Origin of the sequence: Streptomyces sp. NPDC021749 (genome assembly GCF_040640655.1) — a bacterium.
Taxonomy (GTDB): Bacteria; Actinomycetota; Actinomycetes; order Streptomycetales; family Streptomycetaceae; genus Streptomyces.
This window is the reverse complement of the sequence record NZ_JBFACE010000011.1, coordinates 78,464-97,991: the sequence shown is the minus strand read 5'-3', so window position 1 is coordinate 97,991 and position 19,528 is coordinate 78,464. Positions and strand designations below refer to the sequence as shown.

The following is a 19,528-nucleotide window of genomic DNA, read 5'->3' as shown; positions in this document are numbered from 1 at the left end:
GAGGTGTGGCGGCCGGTCCTCCGGCGGGGCAGGTGCTGTCGTCATCGAGCCTGCGCCGGCGGCTCGGCGAGTTGCGCGGTCCCGGCGTACGTCCCCGGTCGCTCGACGCCCGGGCGCTCGCCGCGCTGGCCGCCAATCCCGGCTGCCGGCGCCGGGCGTTGCTGGACGGTGCGGGCGTCGACAAGGGCGCGCTGGCCGGGGCCCTCGGTTCGCCGGCGGGGTACGGGCAGTCGCAGTTCGCGCTCGTGCGGGGCAATGCGTTCGAGGCCCGGGTGAAGGCCGACGGCGGCGCGGAGCTGCTGCGACTGGTGCGGGAGCGGCTCGACCCGGGAAGCCCGCCGCCCGGACCGGAAGAGCTCGGGGAGGCGGCCGCGCCCGATCTGTCCGCGGCCGGGCCGGAGGGCCGCGCGGCGCGTACGGCGCTGGCGCTGCGCGAGGCGGCCACGGCCGGCGGGTGGACGCTGCTCGACCATCCGATGCTGGCGGTCGACGTAGCCGGTTCGCCCGCCTATGTGGAGCCGGATGCGGTGGTGGTGCATCCGGACGGCAGCTGGACGGTCGTGGAGATCAAGTCCTTCCCGATGATCGACGGTTCGGCGGATGCCGCCAAGGTGGGCGCGGCGGCCCGCCAGGCGGCGGTGTACGTGCTCGCCCTGGAGCCGGTCGCCGCGCACGCCGCCGCGCACACGGGCCGCGCGGTGCGGGTCCGCGACCGGGTGCTGCTGGTGTGCCCGAAGGACTTCTCCAACCTTCCCACGGCCGCGGCCGTCGACGTCCGCAAACAACTGGCCACGACCCGGCGGCAGTTGGGCCGGCTCACCCGTATCGAGGAGATCGCCGCCGCTCTCCCGGAGGGGACCACCTTCGATCTGCGGCTCGCGGACGACGGGAAGACCCCGACCCGCCCGGCGGAGGAGCTGGCCGCGGCCGTCGGAGCGGTCGGCGCGGCCTACGCCCCCGAGTGCCTGGCCGCCTGCGAGCTGGCCTTCCACTGCCGGAAGCAGGCCCGTCGGGAGGGCGCGGTGGAGGCGCTGGGCCGCGGCGTCCGGGGCGAGCTGGGCGGACTGCGCACCATCGAGGAGGTGCTGGCGGCCGCCGGCACCGGAGACCGGGCCGACGGCGGGGACGGGGGCGCGCCGTGCGAGGGCCCTCATACGGCGGCGGGTCTGGACGGTCCGGCCACCACCTCCGCCCCAGCCGGCCCCCACCACCCACACGACTCTGACGCCCCAACCGGCCCCGACGACCCGGCCGTCCTCGCCCTGCGCCGAGCCGCCGCACTACGCGCCGAGGCACTGGCGACCGCCACCGTCCCCCAGGCACCACCGGACGAGCCCCCCGTCCCCCGCCCCCGGGCCGAAGAGCCGGCCGTCCCGCACCCACGAGCGGAGGAGGCGTAGATGTCGCTGATGGAGACGCTGGCCCGGATGGAGGCGGTGGCCGCCGGTCGCGCCCGCCCGCGCTGTACGGTCCGGCACCGCCATCTCTCCGAGAACCCGTTGGTCCTCGTTCCGTTGACGACCGCGGGCGAGGCCGGCGCCCCGCTGGGCGCGCTGGTCGGCACGGACCGCGAAAAGCCCGCCCTGCTGGCCGTCCCGCAGCCGCGCAACCGGGATCTGCGGTTCGCCTTCCTGGCCGAACTGGCCGAGACCGTGCTCCCCTACGTGGACGGCTTCGCCGACGCCGTGGAGTGGGAGGAGCGCAAGGAGACCGACCCCGAGACCGGCAAGAAGGTCCCGGTTCAGGTCGAACTGTGCGCCGACGCCCCGCAGTTGATCGTCCCCAGCGCGGCCGGCGTGGAGTACGTCCGGCTGCTGGGCCGCTCGATGCGGTTCCGGCGGACGGCCGAGCAGGATCCGGAGGCGCCCCACCCCGCGCCGCCGCACGTCCCGCTGCTGGGCCGCTGGCTGACGCACTTCGGCGAGCGCGCCCGGGTCCCCGGCGCCTGTCTGCTGCTGCCCATGACGGGGCTGCTGGCCCGCCATTGGGCGACGGGGCAGAGCATGCTGGAGGACCAGCACCTGGGGGCGCTGCTCGCCTGGATCGACCCGCCGTCGGGGAAGTCCGGCCAGGAGGCCGCCGAGTTCGCCGAGTCGGCGCGCGACGCGGACGGCCAGCTGCGGTGCCCGCCCGCCGGACCGGCCACCGACCCGGCGTTCGACAACCGCCTGCTCGCGCCCGCGATGACCCGTTACGACGCCGGGCTGCCGGGCGCCGAGGAGGAGCTGCGCGGCCTGATCGAGGGCCAGTTGCGGCCGACCTGGGACGCCGTCTGGCGCGGCATCGACCTGCTGCGGGCGCTCCCCGAGGGCGCCCGGGTCGCCGACCGCTGGAAGCGGGACCGCTGGTCGTACACGGCGCACCGCGACCGGGTGCGTGCCGGTGAGCCGCCGCAGCCCCGCCGGGACGACGCGGTGACCGCCGCGCAGAAGCTGTCCGCACGGGAGACCGCCCAGGCGCAGCTGGACGCCCAGGAGGCGCTGGACGACCCGCTGGTGATGGCGGGCCGCCGGCTGGCCGGGGAGGCGTTCGCGGGCGCGGTGACCGCCGTGGAGATGGCGATGTCCGAGGGCAAGCGCCCGATGCCGCGCCCGCTGGTGACGCTGCGCACCGCCGACCGCCCCCTGCTGTCCGCCGGCGCCAAGCTCTACCGCCCGCTGGCGGACGGCCGGACCCAGCCCGCCGAGTTCGTGGCGTACGTGCCCGGCGAGCCGGACGCGCTGGTGGTGCGGTTGACCGGCGGTATGGGCCGGGGCCGGACCCCGGAGCCCGGTTCGGTGCCCGAGCCCGCGGACAGGGTCTGCTGGACGCTGTTCGAACACGCCCCGCGCGGCGGCCCGGAGCTCCCGGACCCCGAGGACACCCCCTGGACCCACGGCGGCCCGCCCGCCACCGGGGACGCCCCGCACGAAACCGCCGATGCGGTCACCGCGGAGGACTTCCTGTGACACATACCCGCCCCCGCACCCGTCCCCGGGGCGCCCCGCCCACGACACCTCTGGAGATCACCGCGGAATGACGGCCCTTCAGGACCCGCCCCCTGCCGCCGGTGCCGCCCGGGACGCCGATCCGTCCGCGGCGGCCGCGGCGGCCACCGACGCGATCCTGCGCGACACGCTGCACGGCGCCCGCCGCGGCGTCGTCGTCGACTCCCCGCCGGGTGCCGGCAAGTCCACCCTGGTCGTCCGCGCGGCCCGCGAACTGGCCGCCGCCGGGCGCCCGTTGATGATCGTCGCGCAGACCAACGCGCAGGTCGACGACCTCGTGCTGCGGCTCGCCGAGAAGGACCCCGAGCTGCCAGTCGGCCGGCTGCACAGCAGTGAGCCCGGCGCGTTCGACCCGGCGCTGGCCGGGCTGCCGGCGGTCCGTACGTCCGCGAAGATCACCGATCTGGCCGGGCTGGACGTCGTGGTGTCGACGGCCGCGAAGTGGGCCTACACCAAGGTCGAGGAGCCCTGGCGGCACGCCATCGTGGACGAGGCGTACCAGATGCGGTCGGACGCGCTGCTGAGCGTGGCCGGGCTCTTCGAGCGGGCGCTGTTCGTGGGCGATCCCGGGCAGCTCGACCCGTTCAGCGTGGTCGGCGCCGAGCAGTGGGCCGGGCTGGCGTACGACCCGTCGGCCAGCGCCGTCACCACCCTCCTCGCCCACAACCCCGACCTGCCGCAGCACCGCCTCCCGGTCTCCTGGCGGCTGCCCGCCTCGGCCGCGCCGCTGGTCTCCGCCGCGTTCTATCCGTACACGCCGTTCCGCAGCGGCACCGGTCCCGGTGAGCGCCGGCTGGCGTTCGGGGTGCCGGGTGACGGCTCGGGCGTGGACCGGGTCCTGGACGAGGCCGCCGAGTCCGGGTGGGGCCTGCTGGAGCTGCCCGCCCGCCGTACGCCGCGCACGGACCCGGAGGCGGTGCGGGCGGTGGCCCTGGTGGTGCGGCGGCTGCTGGACCGCGGCGGCGCGGCGACCGGTGAGCACGGCCCGGAGCCGACGCCGCTGACCGCCGCCCGGATCGCGGTCGGCACGGCCCATCGCGATCAGGCCGCGGCGGTCCGCGCCGCCCTCGCCGAGCTGGGCGTGTCCGACGTCACGGTGGACACCGCCAACCGTCTCCAGGGCCGCGAGTTCGACGTCACGGTCGTCCTGCACCCGCTCTCCGGGCGCCCGGACGCCACCGCCTTCCATCTGGAGACCGGCCGGCTGTGCGTGCTCGCCTCCCGGCACCGCCACGCCTGCATCGTGGTCTGCCGGGCCGGGGTCGCGGAGCTCCTCGACGAGCATCCGTCGACCGATCCGGTCAGCCTGGGCGTCACGGTGAAGTTCCCGGACGGCTGGGAGGCGAACCACACCGTCCTCGCCCACCTGCAGGAGCACCGGGTGGCCTGGCGGCCGTGAGGCCCGGGCGCCGCGGGCCGGCCGGGAAACCCGACGCCCGCGGGCCGGCGGCGGTACCCGGCGGACCTCCTGTTCTCCCTCGGTGCACCTCACGCCCCAGGGCGCACTTGCGCGAGGCGGGACAATGGAATGCGGCACACGATCTGGAGGTACGTACATGTCCGAGCCGCGACCGGCTCCCGACCCCCGTGGTACGGCACCGAGGCCACGGCGCATGAAGCCCGCGCAGCTGCTCTTCGAACCACCCGAGGCCGTTGCCGACCCCGAGCACTTCTTCGACCTGGAGTCGATAGAGGACCCGCGCGAGTTGCTCGACCGCGCGACGGAGCTGACCCTGGCCTTCCGCGCCGCGGCCGACCGCGCCACGGAGTTCCAGGCGCTGGCCGCCGCCCAGCTGTCCGACCCCAGCCGGTTCGACCGGCTGCCGCTGGCCGTGCTCGCGGAGCAGGCCGAGTGGACCGAGGACTACGCACAGAAGATGATCGAGTTCGGCCGCAGCCTGATGCGGAGCGGCAGCACGCTGCTCGGCGACATGGACTGACCCCGCCCCGGCACTGCCTCCTCGGCCCTCCGGGCCCTGCCCCTGGTTCTCGTTCACATCCGCCACAGACGCCTCACGACGGCTCATGGTCCCCAACCATGAGCCGCTGGCATATGCGAAGGGGCAAGATACCGGGCCCCCCGCCGCACCGTCCCGGTTTCCGCCAATCGGCCGAGCCGGTGCGGGCCGTCTCGGTAGACCTGTCCCCATGAGTGACCGGCTGCCCGACCTCCCCCGCACCCCCGCCCACCCCGCCACGTCCTACGTCACCCTCGCCGGCGCCGACTGGCTCGCCTCGGCCAGCCCCCACCCGGACGACATGCACGCCCTGTGGGCGCTGCACCCGGAGGCGCCGAGCGTGCTGCCGTGCGGGACCGCCTTCGACGTGATCAACGCCCCGGCGCTGTTCGGGCGGCGGATGGTGGACCGGCTGTGGTCCGACGGCCCCGGCTCCGGGCCGGTGGCCGCGCACCGCGGGCGGATCCTGCTGTTCGCCGCGCCGGGCACCGCCCAGCGGCTGCCGGCGCTGCTGGTCTGGGAGGAGTGGTCGGCGGCCGTCCCGCCGCTGCTGTGCCACGGCAGCGGGGACGCGGTGACCATCCCGCCGCTGTACCCGCACCCCGGCCCCGCCGCCCGTACCCGCCCGCGGACCGCCGCGCACGCGATCACCGCGCCGGCGGACGACGACTGCGCCGCCGGCTCCCGGTGGCTGGTGGCGCCGGACGTCCGCCGCCCCTGGCTGCCGGGGCCGGACGTGCTGCTGTGGGCCTGTGTCCGCGCGGCCCGCCCGGCCGCCGGGGACGCGCCGGAAACCGCAGGTCAGCCCCGCGTTTCGGCGCTGGCGTAGGGCGCCGGGAAACCGATTTTTGTCCTCCCCGATCAGGATGCTAATGTTTTCCCCGTCAGCAGGCGCCGCTAGCTCAGTTGGTTAGAGCAGCTGACTCTTAATCAGCGGGTCCGGGGTTCGAGTCCCTGGCGGCGCACAGACGGTCGAAGGCCCTCACCTTTAGGTGGGGGCCTTCGTCATGGGCGCGGGCGGGTGCACCTCCGCCCCCCCTGGCCGCCACCCCTGGCCGCCGGCCGTCAGCCGCGGCCGATCTTGACCGCCCAGTCGCCGTCGCCGGTCCGCCCGGCCACCTGGATCCGTACGCCGTCCTGCGTGTCGTCCATGCTCTCCCCCACGCCCAGGGGTGCGTCCGCGAGCGGCGGGTAGACGGAGGTGCCCCAGCAGGCGGAGGTGGCGGGGTGGCCGTCGAGGACGTGGACGGGGCCCGATCCGGAGGCGGTCACGCTGTCGACGCGGTAGACGAGGACGCCCTCGCTGCACAGGGAGCGGTCGTTGCCCGTGGCGCTGCGGGCCTCGATGGCGAGCGCGCTGTCGGTGCCGGTACGGAGCACCAGCAGCCGGGGCCGGCGCTGGCCACGGGGTTCCAGGGGAGCGGTCAGAGTGCGGAGCGAGTACGGGCCGGGCCGCGTCAGATCGACGCAGTCGACCTGGTTGTCGGCGATCCAGCCGAGCTTCCACTTGTGCCAGGCGAAGGGGTCGGGTGCCAGTCCGAACTGGCTGCCCATGAGGTCCCAGTCCCCCACATAGGTGTCCCAGTCACCCTTGCCGCTCTGCGGCCGGTGGTACAGATCGGGCAGGTCGAAGACGTGACCGGTCTCGTGCGCGAGGACGTTGCGGTCCGGCGGGCTCTGCTCGAAGACGGTCACGAAACGGCGCAGCTCGTGATCGTCGGCATGCATCGGCTGATCGAGGTTGACCACTTTGGTGGCGTCCGAATCGACGCCGGGCGCCTCGGGGTCGGCGACGAAATAGACCACGTCGTAGCGGCCGAAGTCCACCGAGGGATCCGCGGCGGCGACCGCGTCGCGCAGGTAGGCCGCGCGCCGCCCGGCGTCCCAGTCGCGCCGTATGCCGTACGCGACGGAGGAGCGCGGCATCCGCACCCAGGGACGGTGGACGTGCGGGCGCAGCCGGAACCGGCCGTAGGAGGCGCGCTCGAAGAAGGCGGAGGTGGCGGGGAAGTAGTCGCGGGCCAGCGCCTGCGGGGCGGCGGCCGGCCGGGAGTCCGGGAAGGAGAGGTAGATCATCACCGCGTCGAGCGGGTGGTCCGGGCGGGTGTAGGAGCCGTTCCAGCTGTCCAGGCCCTCGGAGTGGTGGGCCTCGCTGCGGCCCAGCGCGCAGGGGAGGGCGGCCTCCGAGGCGGTGGCGGGCCCGGCGACGATGGACGTGGCGATCAGCGCGCTCAGCGAGGTGAGGACGGCTGCCAGGCGCCGCAGGCGGCGACGGTCGCCCCCCACGGGCGTCTGGGCGCGCGGCACACGTACCTCCAGGGACGGATTCGGGGACCTCATCTACCCTGTGGCGATTTAATGCTATTCGTCCTGTTTCCAGGGCCCAGGCGAGTGACCGGCGCGTCTCCACCGCGCCGTAACAGACAGTCACAAACGACCAACGGCGTAATGGCCGCGAACAGAGCCGGGCAGAAATGGCTGAAGTTCCGTCATGTGGGCCGGGGAGCACGGCTGCGTCGCTGGATCGGCCCTCGTGCCAGCCTCTATGATCGCCACACTTTCCAGCGCGGGACCCCCCTCCATCACGAGACAAGCGCCAAGCGGGAGCGAGCAGTGAGCGGACACCCCGACGGCCCGGGCCGCACGCCCGGAGCGACGCTGCCCTCAGTGACGGAACGTAACGGCACCACCAAACAATCCGGCGACGCCCGGCACGCCCCGGCCGGCCGCCGCGGCGACGACTCCGCCGCCTCCCTCGGCGACTACCGCGCCGCCTTCCACGCCGGTCGCCTGGCGATGGCCGTGCTCAACCGCGACGGCCTGGTCCTGGCCGCCAACCCCGCCTTCGGCGAGCTGGTCGGCGCCGACCCGGAGGACCTGGTGGCGGCGACCGCGGCGGACCTCACCGACCTGGGCGCCGACCCCCGGGTGTGGACCGCCTACCGCGAGGTGCTGTGCGGCCGCAGCGACCGGCTGCGCTGCACCCGTCGCCTCAAACACCCCGAGGGGTACTCCGTATGGGTGGAGGTGACGGTCGAGCCGCTGACGCCGGAACCGCTCAGCGGCGAGGAGCGGATGCTGCTGTCGGTGGCCGACATCAGCGACCGCCACGACCTGCTCGCCCGGCTGCGGCACCTGCAGATGCACGACCCGGTGACGCGGCTGCCCAACCGGGCGCTGTTCTTCGAGCGGCTCGCCGCCGCCCTGGAGGCGGCCGCCTTCGACGCGACCGGCACCGGCCGGATCGGGCTCTGCTACCTCGACCTGGACGGTTTCAAGGCCGTCAACGACACCCTCGGGCACCGGGTCGGCGACCGGCTGCTGAGCGCGGTGGCACAACGGCTGACACGCTGCGCGGAGACCGACGAGGACCGCGGGACGGGCCGCACCGGGCATCTGGTCGCGCGGCTCGGCGGCGACGAATTCGCCCTCCTGGTGGAGGACTCCACCGGCACCGACCAGCTGGCCGAGCTGGCCCAGTGCGTGCTGGACGCGCTGCAGCGCCCGTTCGACCTGGCCGGACAGCGGCTGTCGGTGTCGGCCAGCATCGGCGTGGTGGAACGGGCCGCCAGCGGCACCACCGCGACCGGCCTGATGCAGGCCGCGGACACCACGCTGTACTGGGCCAAGGAGGACGGCAAGGCCCGCTGGACGCTCTTCGACCCGGAGCGCAACGCCCACCGGATGACCCGCCAGGCACTGTCCAGCACGCTCCGGCCGGCCGTCGACCGCGGGGAATTCACCCTGGAGTACCAGCCGCTGGTCGGACTGGGGGACGGCCGGGCGCAGGGCGTCGAGGCGCTGGTGCGGTGGCGGCACCCGCAGTTCGGGACGCTCTCGCCGAATCGGTTCATCGCGCTGGCGGAGGAGAACGGCGCCATCGTCGAGCTGGGCCGGTGGGTGCTGGAACGCGCCTGCCACCAGGCCCGCGCCTGGCAGCTGGCTCACCCCGGCGACCGGCCGCTGTTCGTCAGCGTCAATGTGGCCGTACGTCAGGTGTGGGACTCCGACCTGGTCGCGGACGTGGCCGGGATCCTCGCCGAGACCGGGCTGCCGCCGGAGCTGCTCCAGCTGGAACTGACCGAGTCGGCGGTGATGGGCTCCGCCGGCCGCCCGCTCCAGGCCCTCCAGGCGCTGAGCGACATGGGCGTACGGATCGCCATCGACGACTTCGGCACCGGCTACTCCAACCTCGCCTACCTCAGCCGCCTCCCGGTTTCCGTATTGAAGCTCGACGGGTCGTTCGTCCACGGCTTCCGCTCCCAGGAGCACCCCAATCCGGCCGACGAGATGATCGTCGAGGCCCTGGTGGCACTGGCCCACCGCCTCGGCCTCACGGTCACCGCCGAATGCGTCGAAAGCGCCGAACAGGCGGAGCGGCTTCGCCGCATCGGCTGCGACACGGGGCAGGGGTGGCTCTACTCCCGGCCCGTGGCGCCGGATCGGGTCGCGGCGCTGTTCATCTAGCCGTAGCGGTCGGCCGTCCCGACGACGAACGGCTACCCGGCGAAGCCGTACGCGTCGGCGATCAGCTCGTACGAGCGGACCCGCACCGCGCCCCCGTGGGCGTTGGACGTGATCATCAACTCGTCCGCGCCGGTGCGCTTCGCGAGGTCGTCGAGGCCCTGGCGGACCTCGTCGGGAGTGCCGTGGACGACGTTGGCCAGCCAGCTGTCGACGAAGCCGCGCTCCAGTTCGTTGAAGGGGTACGCCGCGGCCTCCTCGGGGGTGGGGACGAGGCCGGGGCGGCCGGTGCGCAGTCGGACCATCGCGAGCGCGCCGGTCATGACCTGGCGGCGGGCCTCCCGTTCGTCCTCGGCGGCCAGCGCGGAGACGCCGATCAGCGCGTACGGCTCGGCGAGGACCTCGGAGGGACGGAAGGAGGCGCGGTAGAGGTCGAGCGCGGGAAGGGTGTTGGCCGCGGAGAAGTGGTGGGCGAAGGCGAACGGCAGGCCCAGCGAGCCGGCGAGCCGGGCGCTGAAGCCGGAGGAGCCGAGCAGCCACAGGGGCGGGCGGTGCGGGGACTGGACGCCGCCGGGCGAGGTCGCCTGGACCGGGCCGGGGACCGCGTGGATCCGCGCGTACGGATGGCCGTCGGGGAAGGAGTCGTCCAGGAAGCGGGTCAACTCGGCCAGCTGCTGCGGGAATTCGTCCGCTCCTTGATCCAGCCGTTCGGAACGGCGCAGGGCCGCGGCGGTGGCGCCGTCCGTGCCCGGTGCGCGGCCCAGGCCCAGGTCGATCCGGCCGGGGGCCATCGCCTCCAGGGTGCCGAACTGTTCGGCGATGACCAGGGGGGCGTGGTTGGGCAGCATCACACCGCCGGAGCCGAGCCGGATGCGTTCGGTGTGGGCGGCGAGGTGGGCGAGGAGCACCGCGGGTGAGGAGGAGGCCACACCGGGCATGGAGTGGTGCTCGGCGACCCAGTAGCGGTGGAAGCCGCGGCGCTCTGCCGTACGGGCGAGGTCGACGGCGGTGCGGACGGCGCCGGAGGCGGTGTGGCCGGCGCCGACCGTGACCAGGTCGAGCACGGACAGCGGTACGGGGGCGCTGCCGCGGGCCGTGCCGCGTATGCCGTCGGCGTCGTCGTGCTGCGTCCGGCCGCCGGCCCGGTTGTGGTCTTCGCCGCTCACGGTGCGGGTCCTCTCCTCGTGTCGCTGGGTCTGCCCCGACGACAACCGGAGAGGCGCTCCACTTATTCCCGTGGCCGGTGCCGCCCGCCCCGGACAACGCCCTTAGGGGAACACCCTGACCGCCCTGCCTAGGCGGGCTCCGCCGCCGTCCGGGCGAACAGCGTGCCCAGTGCCGGGCGGCACAGCGGCCGGTCCAGCAGGCGCAGGCCCTCCCAGGCCGTCACCTGATTGGCGGTGAGCACCGGTTTGCGCAGCTCCGCTTCGAGGGCGGGCAGATGGGCGGCGGTGTGCAGGGCGGTGTCGGGGAGCAGGACGGCCTCGGCGTCGGGGTGGTCGCCGGCGCGGGCGAGCGCGAGGACCTCCTCGCGGCCCCAGGTGCCGACCTCGGCGGCGGTGATGATGCCGCTGCCGCGGGTCGAGACCACCTCCGTACCGGCGGACTTCAAAAACGCCCGGAAGTACTCGGCCACGTCGTCCGGGTACGTCGCGGCGATCGCCACCCGGCGGGCGCCGAGCGCCCGGAGGGCGTGCGCGAAGGCGAAGGACGTACTGGAGGCGGGCAGGCCGGCGGTCGCGGACAGTTCGCGGACCTGGTCGTGCGCGCCTTCCCAGCCGTAGACGAAGCTGGCGCTGGTGCAGGCCCAGACGACGGCCTGGGCGCCGCGTTCCTTCAGCTCGTCGACGCCGGCCGCCAGCCGGGCCGCGGAGCCCATCTCCAGCAGCGCGTCGACCCGGTGGGCGTCCTCGCCGATGTCGGTGTGCACGAGCGGCAGGCGGACCGAGCCGCCCAGGAGGGTTTCGAGCCGGGGGTAGTCGTCCTCCGCGGAGTGGCCGGGGTAGAGGAAGCCGACCGATGCCATGCGGGTCTCCCTTGGGTGTGCGAGTGCCGGGTGCGCGGGGTCGGGGCGGGCGGTGAGCCGGGGCAGGAGCGCGGCCGGCGCCACGGACGGCGCCGACGGCATCCTCGGTACGGTTCCGGGCCGGGTTCGGACCGACCTCAGACCGGGGGCAGTGGTCCCGGATCCTCGGGCGGCAGAAGGGGCGCTTCCCCGCCGTCCGGTTCGCCGTCAGGTGGTGCGGGCGGTCCGGCGAACGCGGCCTCCGGGGTCGCCCGCGGTCCGCCGCCGTCCGGCGACAGCGGCCCGCCGCCTGGCGGCTCCCAGCCGGTCATCGCGGCCGGTCCGCGCCGCGCCACCGGGTCGAGCAGTGCCTGGTACGGCCCCACCGCGCGGGCACCGATGGCGCGCAGCGCCGCCCACATCGTCACCTGGTTGGCGGACAGCACCGGCATCCGCAACTCCGCCTCCAGCTGCGGGATGACGTCGTACGTCGGCAGGTTCGTGCAGCTGATGAAGAGGGCGTCGGCGGCACCGACGACGGCCGCCCGGGCCATGTCGACGACATCGCGGTAGGGCACCTTCCAGATGTGCCGGGTCAGGCCGAGGTAGGCACGGCCGGTGACCGTGATGCCCGCCTCGCCGAGGTAGTCCTCCAGGGAGTCGGTGACCGATCTGGTGTACGGGGTGACCACGGCGATCCGCCGTGCGCCGATCTCGCGCAGCGCCTCCAGCAGTGCGCCGGAGGTGGTGAGGGAGGGCACCTCTCCCGCCTGTGCCATGGCGGCGCACATCGCCCGCTCGCCCGCCAGCCCGCCGACGAAGCTGCCGGAGGTGCAGGCGTAGCAGATGACCTGCGGGGATACCGCGCACAGCGCCTGGACGGCAGCGTCCAGCGTTTCGTGCTCGCTGACCAGCCGGGCCAGATCGAGGCTCACCTCGACGGGCACGAAGGGGGTTCGGGTGAGGTGGAGGGACACGTCGTCGGGCACCCAGCGCCACAGCTCGCGGTCGAGCGCGAAGTCAAAAGGGGCGACAACGCCCACACCGAGCTGAGGCTGGGGGCCACCCAGAAAAGAGACGTCCATTGAAGGCCCCTAGAAGAAACGAAGGGCTGGAATGACCAGGCCGGTGGCCGTGGTAGAAGTGCAGCCGGAGCAAGCCGGGACGTCGGGACAGGGCCGTTGTTGACACGGTAGATACGACTTCTTAGCGTGGTCAATCCTCGCATCTCAGGCATCTGTCGGCGCCCTGTTCCAGTAAAGCGGGCACACCTTTCGAAACGGTTCTGGCCTATGTCCGAAAGCACCGTCCTCGTCCTCGGATCCGACCCGCCGCCCACGCTCGACCGGCTGACCGGCCGGGCCCGGGTGATCTTCACCGACGAGGCCGGGCTGGCCGGCCGACTCCCCACCGCCGACGTGCTGTTGGCCTGGGACTTCACCTCGGAGGCGATCCGCGAGGCATGGCCGGAGCGGGGCCCGAAACCGCGCTGGGTGCACACCGCGAGCGCCGGCGTGGACCAGCTGCTGTGCCCGGCGCTGATCGCCGACGACACCGTGGTCACCAACGCCCGGGGCGTCTTCGAGCAGCCGATAGCCGAGTACGTGGCCGGCCTGGTGATCGCCATGGCCAAGGATCTCTATGGCAGTTGGGAGCTCCAGCGGCAGCGGCGCTGGCAGCACCGCGAGACGCTGCGGCTGGCCGGCACCCGCGCCGTGGTGGTCGGCTCCGGGCCGATCGGCCGGGCCATCGGCAGCACCCTCCTGGCACTGGGTGTCAAGGTCGATCTGGTCGGTCGCCGGGAGCGTCGGGGCGATCCGCAATTCGGGCTGGTGCATGCGAGTGACGCGCTCAACGGATTGCTGCCGGACGCGGATTGGGTGGTGTGCGCGGCGCCGCTGACGGACGCCACCCGGGGCCTGTTCGGCAAGGACGCGTTCGCGCTGATGCCGCCCCGGGCCCGGTTCGTCAACGTCGGGCGCGGGCCGCTGGTCGTCGAGCCGGACCTGATCGCGGCGCTGCGCGAGTGGCGGATCGCGGCGGCCGCGCTGGACGTCTTCGAGCGCGAGCCGCTGCCCGCGGACAGTCCGCTGTGGGACGTGCCGCACCTGATCGTCTCGCCGCACATGAGCGGCGACACGCTGGGCTGGCGGGACGCGCTGGCCGAGCAGTTCCAGGACAACTTCGACCGCTGGGCGGCCGGCGAGCCGCTCGCCAACGTGGTCGACAAACGGCTCGGGTACGTGCCGGTGCAGTGACGGCGCGGGCCGCCCGCCGCCCGGCGCGGCCGCCCCGCCCCCGCCCGCCGTCCCGCCGGGGCGGCCGACGCTCGGAGGACGGATGACCACCGAACCGACCCATCTCGCCGACCTCACCGCCACCCGCCTCGCGGCCGGCTACGCCGCCGGCGAGTTCTCCCCCGTCGAGGCCGCCCGGGCCGCCCTGGAACGCGCCGAGGCCGCCCAGGCCGCCACGAACTGCTTCACCCGGATCGACGCGGAGCCGGCACTGGCGGCGGCCGCCGAGTCGGCGGAGCGCTGGCGCCGCGGGGAGGCGGCCGGGCCGCTGGACGGGGTGCCGGTCACCGTCAAGGACCTGATCCTCACCCGGGGCACGCCGACGCTGCGCGGTTCGCGGACGGTGCGGGCCGAGGGGCCGTGGGAGGAGGACGCGCCGTCGGTGGCCCGGCTGCGGGAGTCCGGTGCGGTGTTCCTCGGCAAGACCACCACCCCGGAGTTCGGCTGGAAGGGCGTCACCGACTCGCCGCGGCACGGGGTGACCGGCAATCCGTACGATCCGCGGCGCACCTCGGGCGGGTCCAGCGGGGGCAGCGCGGCGGCGGTGGCGCTGGGCGCCGGGCCGCTGAGCCTGGGCACCGACGGCGGCGGATCGGTGCGCATCCCCGCGTCGTTCTGCGGGATCTTCGCGCTGAAGGCGACGTACGGGCGGGTGCCGCTGTACCCGGCGAGCCCGTTCGGGACGCTGGCGCACGTCGGGCCGATGACCCGGGACGCGGCCGACGCGGCGCTGATGCTGGACGTGATCAGCGGCGCCGACTGGCGGGACTGGTCCCAGCTCGGGCCCGCCACGGGTTCGTTCCGGGCCGCGCTTACCGGCCCGGTCGCCGGACTGCGGGTGGCCTACAGCCCGTCACTCGGCTGGGACGTGCCGGTGGCCGGCGAGGTGGCGGCCGCGGTCCGGTCGGCCGTCGAGGTGCTCGCCGGACTCGGCGCGCACGTAGAGGAGGCCGACCCGGGCATCGCGGACCCGGTGGAGGCCTTCCACGTCCTGTGGTTCAGCGGGGCGGCCCGGGTCGTCGAGCACCTCGACGAGGCGGACCGGGCGCTGCTCGACCCGGGGCTCGCGGAGATCGTCGCGCAGGGCGCCGGCTACCGCGCGCTGGACTATCTGGCGGCGGTCGACACGCGGATGGCGCTGGGGCAGGCGATGGGCCGCTTCCACACCGCCTACGACCTGCTGGTGACCCCGACCGAACCGATCACCGCCTTCGAGGCGGGCGTCGAGGTGCCCGCCGGGTCCGGCCACACCCGCTGGACCGGCTGGACGCCGTTCACCTACCCGTTCAACATGACCCAGCAGCCCGCGGCGACCGTGCCGTGCGGGGTGGACGGGGACGGGCTGCCGATCGGCGTGCAGCTGGTCGGCGCGCGGCATGCGGACGCGCTCGTGCTGCGCGCCGCGCACGCCCTCTACGAGGCGGGGGCCGCGGCGATCCCCGCACCCCCGGCCCCGTAGCAGCGCCGGGGTGGGACGGCCCCTCAGGCGCGCCGGAAGGAGAGGGTCTCCCCCAGGGCGCCGGCCCGCCACAGGTCCTGGCAGGCGTCCGCCATCCGGTCCAGGCCGTCGACGACGCTGCCCCACACGATGCCCGGCACCCAGCCCGCATCACCGTTGATCAGCAGGTTGTTGCGCTCGTAGAACAGCGCCAGGTCGACGACGGTGGCGCGGCCGCGGTGCTTGGCCTGGCGCTCGTACCCGTAGGAGGCGGTGCCCAACTGGGTGTCGCTGAAGGTGAAGTAGCACAGATCGCCGGGGATCGGGGTGATCGTCGGGTTCTCCAGCGGCGGCTCCTCCGGCGCGAACGGCTCGACGAGGGCGTAGATCTCGTTGCGGGCGTACTTGGCGTGGTAGACGTCGCCGCCGAGCGGGAGGGCGTCCCACACGGCGTCGCAGGTGATCGGAGCGCGGTCGTCGAGCAACTTGGCCGTGCAGCTGACGCCGCGCTTGTCCAACGAGACTTCGATGAAGCGATCGGTCATGCTCAGATCGTAGGGGGGCAATACCGGCGTACGGAACACTACGGACCAGCAGGGAACATGAACGGAACACGCCCCGGAATGGCTTGCATCAAGGGCCGGAAACGATCGGCATATCTGCCCGGTGTTCGGGTAGCCGCGCGCCCATGGCTCCACCACCATGGAACACCTCAAAAATGACCGGCACATTGCCACCCGGCATCGGCCGCCGATCGCTGCTCGCGGGGGTGGCGGCGCTCGGCGCGGGTGCCCTCGGAGCGACCGCCGGCTGCTCCCAGGTCGACATCAGCGGCGCGACCGACGGCGGCCACCTCCTCGACGACCTGCGCAGCAAGGGCACCGTCCGGATGGGCATCGCCAGTGAGCCGCCCTACGCCTCCATCAACAGCAAGGGCGAACTGACCGGCGAGGCCCCCGCCGTCGCCAAGACCATCTTCCAGCGCCTCGGCGTCCGGCACTTCGAGCCGGTACCCGTCGAATTCGGCGCCCTGGTGCCCGGACTGCACTCCTTCCAGTACGACGTGATCGTCGCGGGCATGTTCATCAACAAGGCCCGCTGCCAGGCCGTGCTGTTCTCCGACCCGGATTACGAGTCGAAGGACGCCTTCCTCGTCGCCAAGGGCAATCCGCACAAGATCAAGGACTACCCGGACGTCGCCAAGCGCGGGCTCCGCATGGGCACCGGAATCGGCTACGCGGAGATCGACTACGCGGTCGGCAACGGCGTCCGGAAAGGCGACATCCAGACCTACGGCGACCAGATCGCCGGCATGGAGGCACTGGAGGCCGGCCGCATCGACTGCTTCGCCGGCACCGCCCTGACCATGATCGAGGCGCTCAAGACCGGCCAGCACCCCAAGGTCGAGATGACCCCGCCCTTCACCCCGAAGGTCGACGGCAAACTCCAGCGCGACGGCGGCGGCTACGGCTTCCGCATCGGCGAGACCAGACTCCGCGACGCCTTCAACCGCGAACTCCACAAGATGAAGAAGAGCGGCGAACTCCTGCGCATCGCCAAGCCCTACGGGTTCACCGAGGAGTTCATGACGGACCTCACGGCGAAGGAGCTCTGCAAAAAGTGACCTCTGCGCTGTGGGAACTCTTCCTGAAAGGGCTGTGGATCACCGTCCAGCTGATGATCTACAGCGCCGCCCTCGCCGCCGCCGTCGCCTTCGGCATCGGCCTCGCCCGCACCTCGCGCTTCTGGATCGTGCGCTTCCTGTCCGGCGCCTACGTCGAATTCTTCCGCGGCACCTCGGCGCTGGTCCTGATGTTCTGGCTGTTCTTCGCGCTGCCCCTGCTCGGCTGGCAGCTCGTCGGCATCTGGGCGGGCACCCTGGCGCTCGGCCTGTCGTACGGCGCGTACGGCTCCGAGATCGTCCGGGGCGCCGTCCAGGCCGTGGCGCCCGCCCAGCGCGAGGCGGCCATCGCGCTGAGCTTCTCCCCGTGGCAGCGGCTGCGGAAGGTGATATTGCCGCAGGCCGTGCCCGAGATGATGCCGCCGTTCAACAACCTGCTGATCGAGCTGCTCAAGGGCACCGCGCTGGCCTCGCTGCTGTCCATCGGTGAGCTGACCTTCCAGGCGAAGCTGGCCCGGCTGTCGACCGGCCAGAGCGCCCAGGTCTACGGCATCATCCTCGTCCTGTACTTCGTGGTCGCGTTCGTGGTGACCCGGATCATGCGGCTGCTGGAACGCCGCGCCAAGGCCTCGGTCGGCCGGGCGGTGCCCCGCGGCGAGGGCTGGTTCTCCCGCAAACTGCCCGTCGAACAGCAGGGCCCCGAGGCACTGGCCACCGGAGGAAAGCCGTGAACAACTGGTCATGGAGCTACGTCGGCGACATCATGCCCGACCTCCTGAAGGGCCTGTGGATCACCGTCCAGGCGACGATCTACGGCTCCCTCGTCTCGTTCGCCCTCGGGCTGGTGTGGGCGCTGCTGCTGCGCTCCCCGAGCCGCTGGGTGACCTGGCCGGTCAGCATCGTCGTCGAGTTCATCCGCAACACCCCGCTGCTGGTGCAGTTGTTCTTCCTGTTCTTCGTCCTGCCGAGCTGGGGCCTGACCTTCGCGCCGCTCACCACCGGCGTGATCGGCCTGGGCCTGCACTACTCGACGTACACCGCGGAGGTCTACCGCGCCGGCATCGACGGCGTCCCGCCGGGCCAGTGGGAGGCGGCCACGGCCCTGAACCTGCCGCGCCGGCGCACCTGGACCGCGGTGATCCTGCCGCAGGCGTTCCGCCGCGTCGTCCCCGCGCTCGGCAACTACGTCATCGCGATGTTCAAGGACACGCCGATGCTGGCCGGCATCACCGTCGCCGACATGCTCTTCCAGGCGAACAGCATCAGCGCCACCACCTTCGACTACCTGGAGCCGATCACCGTCGTCGGCATCCTCTTCGTGGTCATCTCCTACCCCACCTCCCTCCTCCTGCGAGCCCTGGAGCGTCGTCTTGTCCGCTGACCGCACACCGCCGAACGACCAGGCCAACGCCGCGGACGGCGGCGCTCCCCGCACGCAGACGCAGGGAGACGCCGAAGTGATCCGCTTCGACAGCGTCACCAAGCGGTTCGGCACCCACACCGTGCTCGACTCGCTGGACATGACCGTCTACTCCGGCAAGCACGTCACCCTCATCGGCCCGTCCGGATCCGGCAAGACCACGATCCTGCGGCTGCTGATGACGCTGCTGAAGCCGGACGAGGGCACCATCAAGGTCGGCCCGCACTACCTGACCCACGAGGAGAAGGCCGGCAAGCTCGTCCCCGCCGGGGAGAAGCACATCCGCGAGGTCCGCAAGAACATCGGGATGGTCTTCCAGCAGTTCAACCTCTTCCCCAACATGAAGGTGCTGCGGAACATCACCGAGGCCCCGGTGCACGTCCTCGGCCTCGACAAGGACGCCGCCGAGGAGCGCGCCCGCGAACTGCTCGACCTGGTCGGCCTGACCGAGCACCTCGACAAGTACCCCACCCAGCTCTCCGGCGGCCAGCAGCAGCGCGTCGCGATCGCCCGCGCCCTGGCGATGCGCCCGCAGGTGCTGCTGCTGGACGAGGTCACCTCGGCCCTCGACCCGGAACTGGTGGCCGGCGTCCTGGACGTGCTGCGCGACATCGCGCACACCACGGACATCACCATGCTGTGCGTCACCCACGAGATGAACTTCGCCCGGGACATCTCCGACTGCGTGATGATGTTCGACTCGGGCCGGGTCATCGAATTCGGCCCGCCGGAGCAGATCTTCAGCGAGCCGGAGCACGAACGCACCCGGGAATTCCTCAGCGCGGTGCTGTGACCCGCTGCGCGCCGCCCCGCGAGGTTGTGTGAAACCCTGGTGACCGGCGTCGCGTTCAGGTGGTGCGCCCCTCTTCTCCGGGGCGCACCACCTTTCTCATTTCCGTCCACCGGCCCCCTTGCCCGCCGAATCCCGCAATATCGCCCGGGCCGGCCGGGCGCGATCAGCCCAACAGTTCCTCAAGTTCCCGGCCTATATGGCACGGCGTTGCGCTGGAACTGACGGCCCAGGAGACCGGGTTGCTGGCCCGCCTCGCCCGGGAGGGCACCGGCGTGGTGTCGTTCCCGGAACTCGTCAGGGACGCCTGGGGAGCGTCCTGCGGGGTGGACATCACCGTGATCCACAGCGCGGTACGACGCCTGCGCCGGAAGCTGGAGCAGGCCGGCGTCGACGTGGGCATCGCCTCGGTCCGCGGCTACGGTCTGCGGCTCGCGCCCCCGGCGCGGCAGCCGTCAGCGGACTGACATCGACCCGACATTGGCCGCCCCGCCGGTCTCCTCAAGACTGAGAGCGATTCACCGGCGGGGACGCCGTCGGGGGAATTC

General features: G+C 73.2%; 18 protein-coding genes and 1 tRNA gene. 14 read left to right on the top strand and 5 right to left on the bottom strand.

The genetic code is table 11. The annotated features are described in order from the left end of the window. Positions 1-5: 5 nt before the first annotated feature. The 6 genes from AB0G35_RS13740 (at position 6) to AB0G35_RS13715 (ending at position 5,910) form a co-directional block, all read left to right on the top strand. Positions 6-1,400 carry a hypothetical protein gene (locus AB0G35_RS13740; RefSeq protein WP_360948075.1) on the top strand — a complete coding sequence of 465 codons (1,395 nt, stop codon included), beginning with the start codon at positions 6-8 and terminating at the stop codon, positions 1,398-1,400. Next, positions 1,401-2,948 carry a hypothetical protein gene (locus AB0G35_RS13735; protein WP_360948073.1) on the top strand — a complete coding sequence of 516 codons (1,548 nt, stop codon included), beginning with the start codon at positions 1,401-1,403 and terminating at the stop codon, positions 2,946-2,948. A 67-nt stretch (positions 2,949-3,015) separates the two neighbouring features. Then, positions 3,016-4,386 (top strand): AAA domain-containing protein, encoded by a 1,371-nt coding sequence (locus tag AB0G35_RS13730; RefSeq protein WP_360948070.1) that lies wholly within the window; start codon positions 3,016-3,018, stop codon positions 4,384-4,386. A gap of 157 nt (positions 4,387-4,543) precedes the next feature. Beyond that, positions 4,544-4,927, top strand: coding sequence for a hypothetical protein (locus AB0G35_RS13725; RefSeq protein ID WP_360948068.1), 384 nt, complete (start codon positions 4,544-4,546; stop codon positions 4,925-4,927). A gap of 208 nt (positions 4,928-5,135) precedes the next feature. Then, a complete protein-coding gene (locus tag AB0G35_RS13720; protein ID WP_360948066.1) occupies positions 5,136-5,774 on the top strand; it encodes a bifunctional DNA primase/polymerase in 639 nt (212 codons plus the stop codon). Between the two features lie 62 nt (positions 5,775-5,836). Further along, positions 5,837-5,910: transfer RNA gene (locus AB0G35_RS13715), tRNA-Lys, on the top strand. A gap of 100 nt (positions 5,911-6,010) precedes the next feature. Here the strand turns inward: AB0G35_RS13715 and AB0G35_RS13710 are convergent. Continuing rightward, positions 6,011-7,252, bottom strand: a complete 1,242-nt coding sequence (locus tag AB0G35_RS13710; protein WP_360948064.1) for a M6 family metalloprotease domain-containing protein — start codon at positions 7,250-7,252, stop codon at positions 6,011-6,013. 360 nt (positions 7,253-7,612) lie between these two features. Here AB0G35_RS13710 and AB0G35_RS13705 point away from each other — a divergent pair, with 360 nt between their 5' ends. Further along, positions 7,613-9,412 (top strand): EAL domain-containing protein, encoded by a 1,800-nt coding sequence (locus AB0G35_RS13705; protein WP_360948062.1) that lies wholly within the window; start codon positions 7,613-7,615, stop codon positions 9,410-9,412. Positions 9,413-9,444: 32 nt separating this feature from the next. On the opposite strand, the gene AB0G35_RS13700 is transcribed toward AB0G35_RS13705, so the two are convergent. The 3 genes from AB0G35_RS13700 to AB0G35_RS13690 form a co-directional block, all read right to left on the bottom strand. Further along, positions 9,445-10,575, bottom strand: coding sequence for an LLM class flavin-dependent oxidoreductase (locus AB0G35_RS13700; RefSeq protein WP_360948060.1), 1,131 nt, complete (start codon positions 10,573-10,575; stop codon positions 9,445-9,447). Positions 10,576-10,703: 128 nt separating this feature from the next. Further along, complete coding sequence (locus tag AB0G35_RS13695) at positions 10,704-11,435, bottom strand: decarboxylase (protein WP_360948058.1); 732 nt, start codon at positions 11,433-11,435, stop codon at positions 10,704-10,706. Positions 11,436-11,572: 137 nt separating this feature from the next. Further along, complete coding sequence (locus tag AB0G35_RS13690; protein ID WP_360948057.1) at positions 11,573-12,499, bottom strand: decarboxylase; 927 nt, start codon at positions 12,497-12,499, stop codon at positions 11,573-11,575. Positions 12,500-12,706: 207 nt separating this feature from the next. On the opposite strand from AB0G35_RS13690, the gene AB0G35_RS13685 reads away from it, so the two are divergent. Both AB0G35_RS13685 and AB0G35_RS13680 read left to right on the top strand, forming a co-directional pair. After that, positions 12,707-13,672: a D-2-hydroxyacid dehydrogenase gene (locus AB0G35_RS13685; protein ID WP_360948056.1), complete on the top strand. Its 966-nt coding sequence runs from the start codon at positions 12,707-12,709 to the stop codon at positions 13,670-13,672. Positions 13,673-13,754: 82 nt separating this feature from the next. After that, the gene (locus AB0G35_RS13680) at positions 13,755-15,170 is read left to right on the top strand and encodes an amidase (RefSeq protein WP_360948054.1); all 1,416 of its coding nucleotides are present in this window, start codon (positions 13,755-13,757) and stop codon (positions 15,168-15,170) included. A gap of 23 nt (positions 15,171-15,193) precedes the next feature. Here the strand turns inward: AB0G35_RS13680 and AB0G35_RS13675 are convergent, their stop codons facing one another. After that, complete coding sequence (locus AB0G35_RS13675) at positions 15,194-15,694, bottom strand: DUF3830 family protein (protein WP_360948052.1); 501 nt, start codon at positions 15,692-15,694, stop codon at positions 15,194-15,196. Positions 15,695-15,867: 173 nt separating this feature from the next. Here AB0G35_RS13675 and ehuB point away from each other — a divergent pair, with 173 nt between their 5' ends. The 5 genes from ehuB (at position 15,868) to AB0G35_RS13650 (ending at position 19,447) form a co-directional block, all read left to right on the top strand. Beyond that, positions 15,868-16,773 carry an ectoine/hydroxyectoine ABC transporter substrate-binding protein EhuB gene (gene ehuB, locus AB0G35_RS13670; RefSeq protein WP_360948050.1) on the top strand — a complete coding sequence of 302 codons (906 nt, stop codon included), beginning with the start codon at positions 15,868-15,870 and terminating at the stop codon, positions 16,771-16,773. After that, positions 16,770-17,501: an ectoine/hydroxyectoine ABC transporter permease subunit EhuC gene (gene ehuC / locus AB0G35_RS13665; RefSeq protein ID WP_360948048.1), complete on the top strand. Its 732-nt coding sequence runs from the start codon at positions 16,770-16,772 to the stop codon at positions 17,499-17,501. Before ehuB ends, ehuC begins: the two co-directional genes overlap by 4 nt. 32 nt (positions 17,502-17,533) lie before the next feature. Continuing rightward, positions 17,534-18,151, top strand: coding sequence for an ectoine/hydroxyectoine ABC transporter permease subunit EhuD (gene ehuD / locus AB0G35_RS13660; protein WP_360948240.1), 618 nt, complete (start codon positions 17,534-17,536; stop codon positions 18,149-18,151). A gap of 76 nt (positions 18,152-18,227) precedes the next feature. After that, positions 18,228-18,983: an ectoine/hydroxyectoine ABC transporter ATP-binding protein EhuA gene (gene ehuA / locus AB0G35_RS13655; protein WP_051823433.1), complete on the top strand. Its 756-nt coding sequence runs from the start codon at positions 18,228-18,230 to the stop codon at positions 18,981-18,983. A 59-nt stretch (positions 18,984-19,042) separates the two neighbouring features. Further along, positions 19,043-19,447, top strand: a complete 405-nt coding sequence (locus tag AB0G35_RS13650) for a helix-turn-helix domain-containing protein (RefSeq protein WP_360948046.1) — start codon at positions 19,043-19,045, stop codon at positions 19,445-19,447. Positions 19,448-19,528: the final 81 nt, after the last annotated feature.

Excerpts from the sequence above, each read along its gene's own strand:
- AB0G35_RS13735 (WP_360948073.1), top strand. The coding sequence starts at position 1,401 with ATGTCGCTGATGGAGACGCTGGCCCGGATGGAGGCGGTGGCCGCCGGT.
- AB0G35_RS13730 (WP_360948070.1), top strand. The coding sequence starts at position 3,016 with ATGACGGCCCTTCAGGACCCGCCCCCTGCCGCCGGTGCCGCCCGGGAC.
- AB0G35_RS13725 (WP_360948068.1), top strand. The coding sequence starts at position 4,544 with ATGTCCGAGCCGCGACCGGCTCCCGACCCCCGTGGTACGGCACCGAGG.
- AB0G35_RS13720 (WP_360948066.1), top strand. The coding sequence starts at position 5,136 with ATGAGTGACCGGCTGCCCGACCTCCCCCGCACCCCCGCCCACCCCGCC.
- AB0G35_RS13695 (WP_360948058.1), bottom strand. The coding sequence starts at position 11,435 with ATGGCATCGGTCGGCTTCCTCTACCCCGGCCACTCCGCGGAGGACGAC.
- AB0G35_RS13690 (WP_360948057.1), bottom strand. The coding sequence starts at position 12,499 with ATGGACGTCTCTTTTCTGGGTGGCCCCCAGCCTCAGCTCGGTGTGGGC.
- AB0G35_RS13685 (WP_360948056.1), top strand. The coding sequence starts at position 12,707 with ATGTCCGAAAGCACCGTCCTCGTCCTCGGATCCGACCCGCCGCCCACG.
- AB0G35_RS13680 (WP_360948054.1), top strand. The coding sequence starts at position 13,755 with ATGACCACCGAACCGACCCATCTCGCCGACCTCACCGCCACCCGCCTC.
- AB0G35_RS13675 (WP_360948052.1), bottom strand. The coding sequence starts at position 15,694 with ATGACCGATCGCTTCATCGAAGTCTCGTTGGACAAGCGCGGCGTCAGC.
- ehuB (WP_360948050.1), top strand. The coding sequence starts at position 15,868 with ATGACCGGCACATTGCCACCCGGCATCGGCCGCCGATCGCTGCTCGCG.
- ehuD (WP_360948240.1), top strand. The coding sequence starts at position 17,534 with ATGCCCGACCTCCTGAAGGGCCTGTGGATCACCGTCCAGGCGACGATC.